The organism is Flavobacterium sp. YO64, from assembly GCF_004119505.1.
GTDB lineage: Bacteria > Bacteroidota > Bacteroidia > Flavobacteriales > Flavobacteriaceae > Flavobacterium > Flavobacterium oncorhynchi.
This window is the reverse complement of the sequence record NZ_NRQV01000059.1, coordinates 1-7,154: the sequence shown is the minus strand read 5'-3', so window position 1 is coordinate 7,154 and position 7,154 is coordinate 1. Positions and strand designations below refer to the sequence as shown.

Annotated in this window: 1 pseudogene; it reads left to right on the top strand. The window is 36.2% G+C overall.

Features of this window, described 5'->3' with window-relative positions:
* Positions 1–702: 702 nt before the first annotated feature.
* Positions 703–7,154 (top strand): annotated as a pseudogene (locus BOW57_RS20435) (hypothetical protein); the annotation flags it as partial.

Below are 7,154 nucleotides of genomic sequence, written 5' to 3'. Positions count from 1 at the left end.
AATAATGGAGAGTGAAGTTTTTATAATAACTTAATTAAGCTGCTTATGGAATTAATCATTACTTTCTTTATCATTTTTGCATTAGGTATTATTTTAGCTTTATTTTTTATGAGTTTGTATAAAATTAAATTGATTTTCGAATTTAGTTTTAGTTCCACTTCAAACTTATTTTTCAAATTTTACAATTTTGTTGTTTTTTCGTTTTCAAAATCCAATCGGCGATTTTGTTGATGGAAGAAGTTTTCTGTTTTTTTTAAACAGAATTAATTATTTATTAAGCGTATTGCATTTAATATTAGAATTTATTCTAATGAAACAAAGTTTACAGAAAGAGTAATCAACTTTCTATAAAAATTGAATGATAATATATTTAATAGAATTACCCCCAGTTCTCTTAAACTTAAATTTTCTTTTATGAAAATTATCCCTCTAACAAATCACTCCTCGAGGAAGTCTGGTTTAGATCAGTATTTCCAAAAAGTTTCAAGACATTTTTTGTTCAAAGTGAGCAAAAAGTGCTCTTTAGTATACTTTGGTATACATAATACAACATAATTTTTATTAAAGTGCAGTTTTAATTTTGGATTACTAAAAATTAAAATTTCATTCTAAATGTTTGATTATTAACAGTTTTAAAATTGCCTAAGCATACGTGCTTACCGCAACAGGTATTTTATTGTCCATTTTCTAATCTTCCAAATTATGAAAAAAATTACTTTTTACGATCTCATCTTAAAGAAGAGATTATTTGGTTTGGTGTTTTTATTGCTTCTGAGCAATATGACTTTTTCGCAAACTTTTTGTAGACCAGATCGGCAGACTAATAGTACTGGTGGTCTTTTATGTGTAGGAATGAGCGTGACGGATCCAGACAGTGCGTTTGATTCGAGTATGACAACTTATGCAAGGATCAGAAACGTACTTGGTTTGGCTTGTTTTGCGCAAGAAACATTACTTTTTGACCAGACTGTAAAAGCAGGAGACCAAATAGTAATATATTTTGGTGAAGGAAATGGAGTGTTGGATGTGGGGCTATTATCAAATGCAACCATTCAAGCAAAAAATGGTGTGACTCTTGTAGGCGATCGGATCTCGATGAACAATCCGTTATTGAATCTCCAATTATTATCTGCAACTAATTCGGCAGTAATAAAATATACAGTACCAGAAGATGCAGACCGAATTCAAATTCAATCTGGTGGGCTCTTATCTGCATTAGTAGATTTAAGGATTTATGATGTGCGATTGCAATTTGCAAAACCAACAATTGTAGGCGGAGAGACACAATCAGTTTGTAGCGGACAATCAATTGCACTTTCAGCTACAGCCGCAGCTGGTACAACTGTTGCTTGGTATGATTCTCCAACATCAACAACTGCTCTTTCAAATGTCAGCAGTTTTACGACTCCTGTTTTAACAGCTTCTAAAACTTATTATGTCAGCACTTCAAGAGTTGGAGGTTGTGAAAGTGATCAACGTACTCCCGTAACAATCAATGTAATTGAGCCGGTTTTGCCAACAATTAGTACCGTAGGTACGGCAATTTGTTCTTCTGGTGCAACAAAAGCAACTACATTATCTGTAATTAATCCTATACTTGGTACTGATTATAGATGGTATGATGCAGAAACGGGAGGAACTCTTTTGACAACAGGAAGTACTTATGCTCCGACAGTTCCAATAGGTATTACAAAATTTTATGTTGAGGCGGCAATTGGAAGCTGTAAAACAACAAGAACTACGGTAACTGTTACATCAACGGCAGTTCCTGCAAATCCAACAGTATTAACTCAGAGTGTGTCAATACTATCAGGACAAAATGCAACTTTAAGTGCTTTTACAAATGAATCAGGGGTTACTCTTGATTGGTATGATGTAAATACTGGAGGAACTAAATTATTGGGAGACTCAGATACTTTTATAACACCTATTTTAATTGCAACAAAAACTTTTTATGTTGAGGCTCGTAATAGTGCTGGTGGTTGTGTTAGTGCTTTAAGAGTTCCTATAACAGTTACGGTTGCGGCTGCGCAAGGCAGCTGCTTGCAGGCAAACAGCCAACAGACTTCTCAGAGTGGGCTTTGTTTACTTTGTGGTTCATCGGATCAGAATAAGTCGGTTGATGGCGATAATGATTCTGCCGCAAGGCTGTCTGTACCTGTTGGACTCATTAATGATTGGGTACAGCAGATTTTGCAATTTAATAATGCAGGTCAGGCAGGAGATGTTATTACAGTTGAGTTAGGAATTCCAGGTGGATTGGCAGATGTTGGTTTACTAACTTATATCTCTCTTGCTACTTACAATGGCGCTACATTTAATAACGATCGTGCAGCTATAAACTCTCTTTTGGATGTTCAGTTGCTTACTGGAGGGCGTTTTAGAGCGACTTTTAAGGCAAAAGCTGCCTTTGATCGTGTTGAAGTTAGATTAGGAGGATTGGCTTTGTTATTAACCAGTCTTGACATCTATGGAGCTTCGTATAAATTTAAAGAAAGAACTATAACTGGAAATAAAACGATTTGCAGTGGGCAAACAACAACATTAACAGCCGATGCCGCTTTAGGTGAATCGATTAAGTGGTATGATGCTGCAACAGCAGGAAATTTACTGCCAAGTAGTACGGCTGCTTTTACAACTCCTGTTTTAACAGCAAATACAACTTATTACGTAGAGGTTACTCGTAACGGATGTGTTAATAGTGAAAGGTCGGCTGTTCTTGTTACTGTAAATAATCCTGTTACATCTACTATCACGGCATCTCCGTTAAATCTTTGTGCAGGACAATCAAGTACCATAACAGTCGATTCTCCGGTTGCTGGTACAACTTATAAATGGTATGATGCATTAACCGGAGGAAATTTAGTTTTTACGGGAACGTCTTATACAACTCAAAATCTATCGACTACTACTTCTTATTATGTTGAAGCTGTGATTGGAGATTGTGTAAGTGCACGTTCATCGGTAACTCTTAATGTAAGTCCGCGGCCTTCAGTACCTGTTCCTGTAAGTTCTAACGTGGTTATTCAGTCTGGACAAAGTATTACTTTAGAGGTTTCAAATCCTGTCGCTGGTGTTTCTTATAAATGGTTTGATACACCAACAGGAGGAACTCCTTTAAATCTAAGTGATGGAGCTAGTACGTATACGCCTGCTCCAGCTTTAACAGCGAGTAAAACATTTTATGTTGAAGCCCGTGCTACAGCCTCAGATTGTGTAAGCAGTTCAAGAGCAGCAATCAATGTATCTGTAATTAACAGTGTTGATGTTTGTTTGAGACCAACTACACAAATTACCCAGACGGATGGGGTATTATGTTTATTGTGTACAGCAACTCCATCTCCTGGTGATAATTCAGTCGATGGAGATTTAAATACAGCAACACAATTAACAGTAGTTGCAGGAGTTGGAGCTTATATTGAGCAAATGTTAAATTTTGCTCCACCAATAATTGGAAAAACAGGAGATATAATAGATGTAGAATTGGGCTTGCCAGGCGGTATTGTAGATATTGGACTTATTTCCAATGTTACTTTAAGAAGCTATAATGGATCAACACCAAACAATGATTTGACCACTATTGGAGCTCTTGTAAACGTTCAGTTGTTGGGAGGAAACCGTTTTAAAGCAAGTTTTGCAGCAGCAGGACCATTTACAGCAATTCAAGTAAGATTAGGAGGATTAGCAACTGTAGCAACTAGTTTAGATATTTATGGTGCTTCATATAGATATAAAGAAGCAACTGTTTCAGGAACTACTGTTTGTGTTGGGAAATCAACAAATTTGGCGGTTACTTCAGATACAACAGGAAAAACATATAAATGGTATAATCTGCCTACAGGAGGGACTGAGCTTTCGGCGCTTTCAACTTATACTACACCAGCATTAAATACAAGTGCAACTTATTATTTAGAGGAAACTCGAGGCACCTGCATAAATTCTACTCGTCAGGCAGTGACAGTAAATGTTGTACCAGTTCCAACAGCTGCGGATATTTTAATAAATAGTCCTTTAACAGCTTCTTGTGCAGGAGGAATTGTACTATCTCCGACATCTTCTTTAACGGGAGTGATATTTAACTATTATGAAAATCAGAGTGATATTACACCAATTGCAAATGGGACAATAGGAGGTATAACATATTCAAAAGATGGTGTAACAGGTGCTTTAACGATTACTGGATTAACAGCTTCTAAAAACTATTATATTTCAGTATTTAATCAAGGTTCTTGCGAAAATGCAGCTGGAGACCGAAAAGAAGTGGTAGTAAATTATTCAGCTACTCCAATTTTGGCAGTTTTAGCAACTTTATCAGGTTGTGCGAAAGTGAATTTAAAAGATGCTATCACAAATTTTGACAACACTGGAAATACGACTTATACTTTCTATAGTCCAATAAACACTCAAATTACTGAGGAAGCGGCTGCAAATATTACTACAGGAGGAGATTATTGGATTCAGGCTCAAACGACAGGTAATAGTTGTTTATCAGCCAAAGAGAAAGTAACTGTTACAATTAATCCAGTTCCAACTTTAACAAATGTAATCACTAATAGAGTCGTTAACAAAGGAGAAGTTGTAACATTAACTGCAACGTCAAACGCAACAATAACTTGGTATGATCCGCAAGGAAATGCATTGCCATCAAATAGTACAGGAGCACTTAATGCTGTTGGTGTTTATACCTATACTGCAATTGCTAATAATGGAACATGTACCAATAGTCAAACGGTAACAATTAGTGTTATTGATCCATTGGATTGTGATACTTTGTTAGAAAGAGTTTATGCAAATACACAATCTTCAGGATCAATTATTACTGGCGGTGTTTCGAATGAAGCTTTAGCGGTAGATGGTAACCCAAGTACATATTCAACAATAACTACAGGTTTAGGACTTTTGGGTATCGGAACGACATGGCAAAACCTGCAATGGCCAACAACTATTTCTAAAGGGACTCCCGTAACTGTGAAACTTGGTTTAGAAAACAGTTTAATTGCGGTAGGACAAAGTATTACAGTAGTTGGTACGAAACGTGATGGACTTGGAAATCCAATTGATATTGGAACTCTGCAATCTGTATCTGGATCATTAGTAAATTTATTATCAGGGCAAAACTCATTCGAATATACTTTCGTTCCTTCTGATGTTTCTGGTACTAAAGATTATGATGGTATTCGAGTACAATTAGGATCAGTTTTAAGTGTAGGACAAAGTATTAATGTTTATGATGCTCATTACAAAAAACAAGTAACACAAATTACATGTGGTCAGGGCGATATTGAAGATATTTTTTCTGGTGTAAGAGATTTAGGAGTTGGAGCTTTAACTACTACAGTTGGAGTTTCTCAACCATGGAATGCTGCTGATGGTGATGTGGGTACTTATGCTACAATGTTTAGCGGAACAGGAGTTTTGGCAGCAGCCGAACTTACAGCAGCTTTTAGAACACCATCAATGGTTGGTGATAGTCTTAGAATAGTAATTTCTAAACCTGGTACAATTTTAAATCTTAATTTGCTTACAGGGTTTGTTATCCAACTTTACTCAGGAAATATTGAGGTTGGAGCACCTATTAAGAATGATAGTAATTTATTGAGTTTAAAATTACTTTCAGGCGATACTATGGCCATGACAATTCTTGCACCTCAAACACAGCCTTACGATAGAGTTAAAATTAGTTTTGGCGGTGTAGCAAGTGTATTTGATCAGCTTAGAGTTCATAATATAGATCGAGTAACCAACACGAAGGTCATAGGCAGTGATATTAAAAATACGCTCACGGTCTGTCCTGGTTCTGAACTAAAATTGGAGGTAGCTCCTAAGAACTGCTCAACTTATGCTTGGTATGATTCTCCAACTGGCGGTAATGTATTGGCTAATGGTCAATCTTATACACTTCCAGCTGCAATGGCAGCGGGTACTTATAAATATTATATTCAACCTATTCGTTATGGTTGTCCTGCTTTAACAAGAGGTGTCGTAACGGTTGTGGTTAGAGCAACTACGCCAGCTGCAACTATAGCTAGTGTAAAAATAAATAATGGATCTAGTACCGTCATTTGTTCTGAAAATGGAAACGTAAGCTTAGAAGCTGTTTTAGTTACACCTGCACCAACACTTACAAATCCAGTCTATCATTGGTATAGTTTTGATGGAACAACAAGTAATTTAATAGCAGGAGAAACAGCTTCAACATTAAACGTAACAGGATTAGTTCCTGGAACCTATACATATTATGTAGGACTTAGTTCTGATGAATATTGTGAAACTGCTCCAGGCGATAGAAAACAAGTAACATTTACTATTTTGCCAACTTCTCTTCCAACGGATATTTCAGTTGATAATGATTCAGTTTGTCACAATACAACAGCAACTTTAACGCCATCAAGTTCCTTGGTAAATCCAGTATTCTTTTGGTATTTGGATGCTAATAAAACGAAGCCAATTTTAACTGGTGTAATTGATGGTGTAACTTATACAGTAGATAATGCAACAGGAGTTTTAACAGCCTCCGGTTTAACAGCGGCAATGAGTCCTATGACCTACTATACAGCGGTTAAAAGTGATAATACTTGTCCAAATAAAGCTGGTGAGCTTAAAGAAGTAACGGTAACAGTTACTGATCCAGCAACACCAACAACTGACGATAATACTCAAGATTTTTGTTTAATAAACAGTCCAAAAGTTTCAGATCTTAAGACTAATGAAGCTGATGTTGTTTGGTATGATTCGGCTACAAGTACAACACCACTATTGGCAAGTGATCTATTGACTAGTAAAATCTATTATGGAGTATTTTCTGTCCCTATAAAATTGAATCCAACGGTTTATTGTGAAAGTAAAAATAGATTAGCAATTACAGTTACCGTTACAGATCCTGGTACACCAAATATTGCAGATACCGATCAAGATTTCTGTTTAGTAAATGCACCAACAATTGCTAGTATTAATATAAGCCCAGTAACAGGAAATATTGTTTGGTATGATGCATTAACAGGAGGAAACGTAGTAACATCAACAACAGCATTGACAACAAGAACTTACTATGCGGCTTTAAAAGATGCTACAACAACTTGCGAAAGTAAAGTACGACAAGCTGTAGTTGTGAGCGTTACAGATCCAGGCACTCCAAACATAACAGATAAAGATCA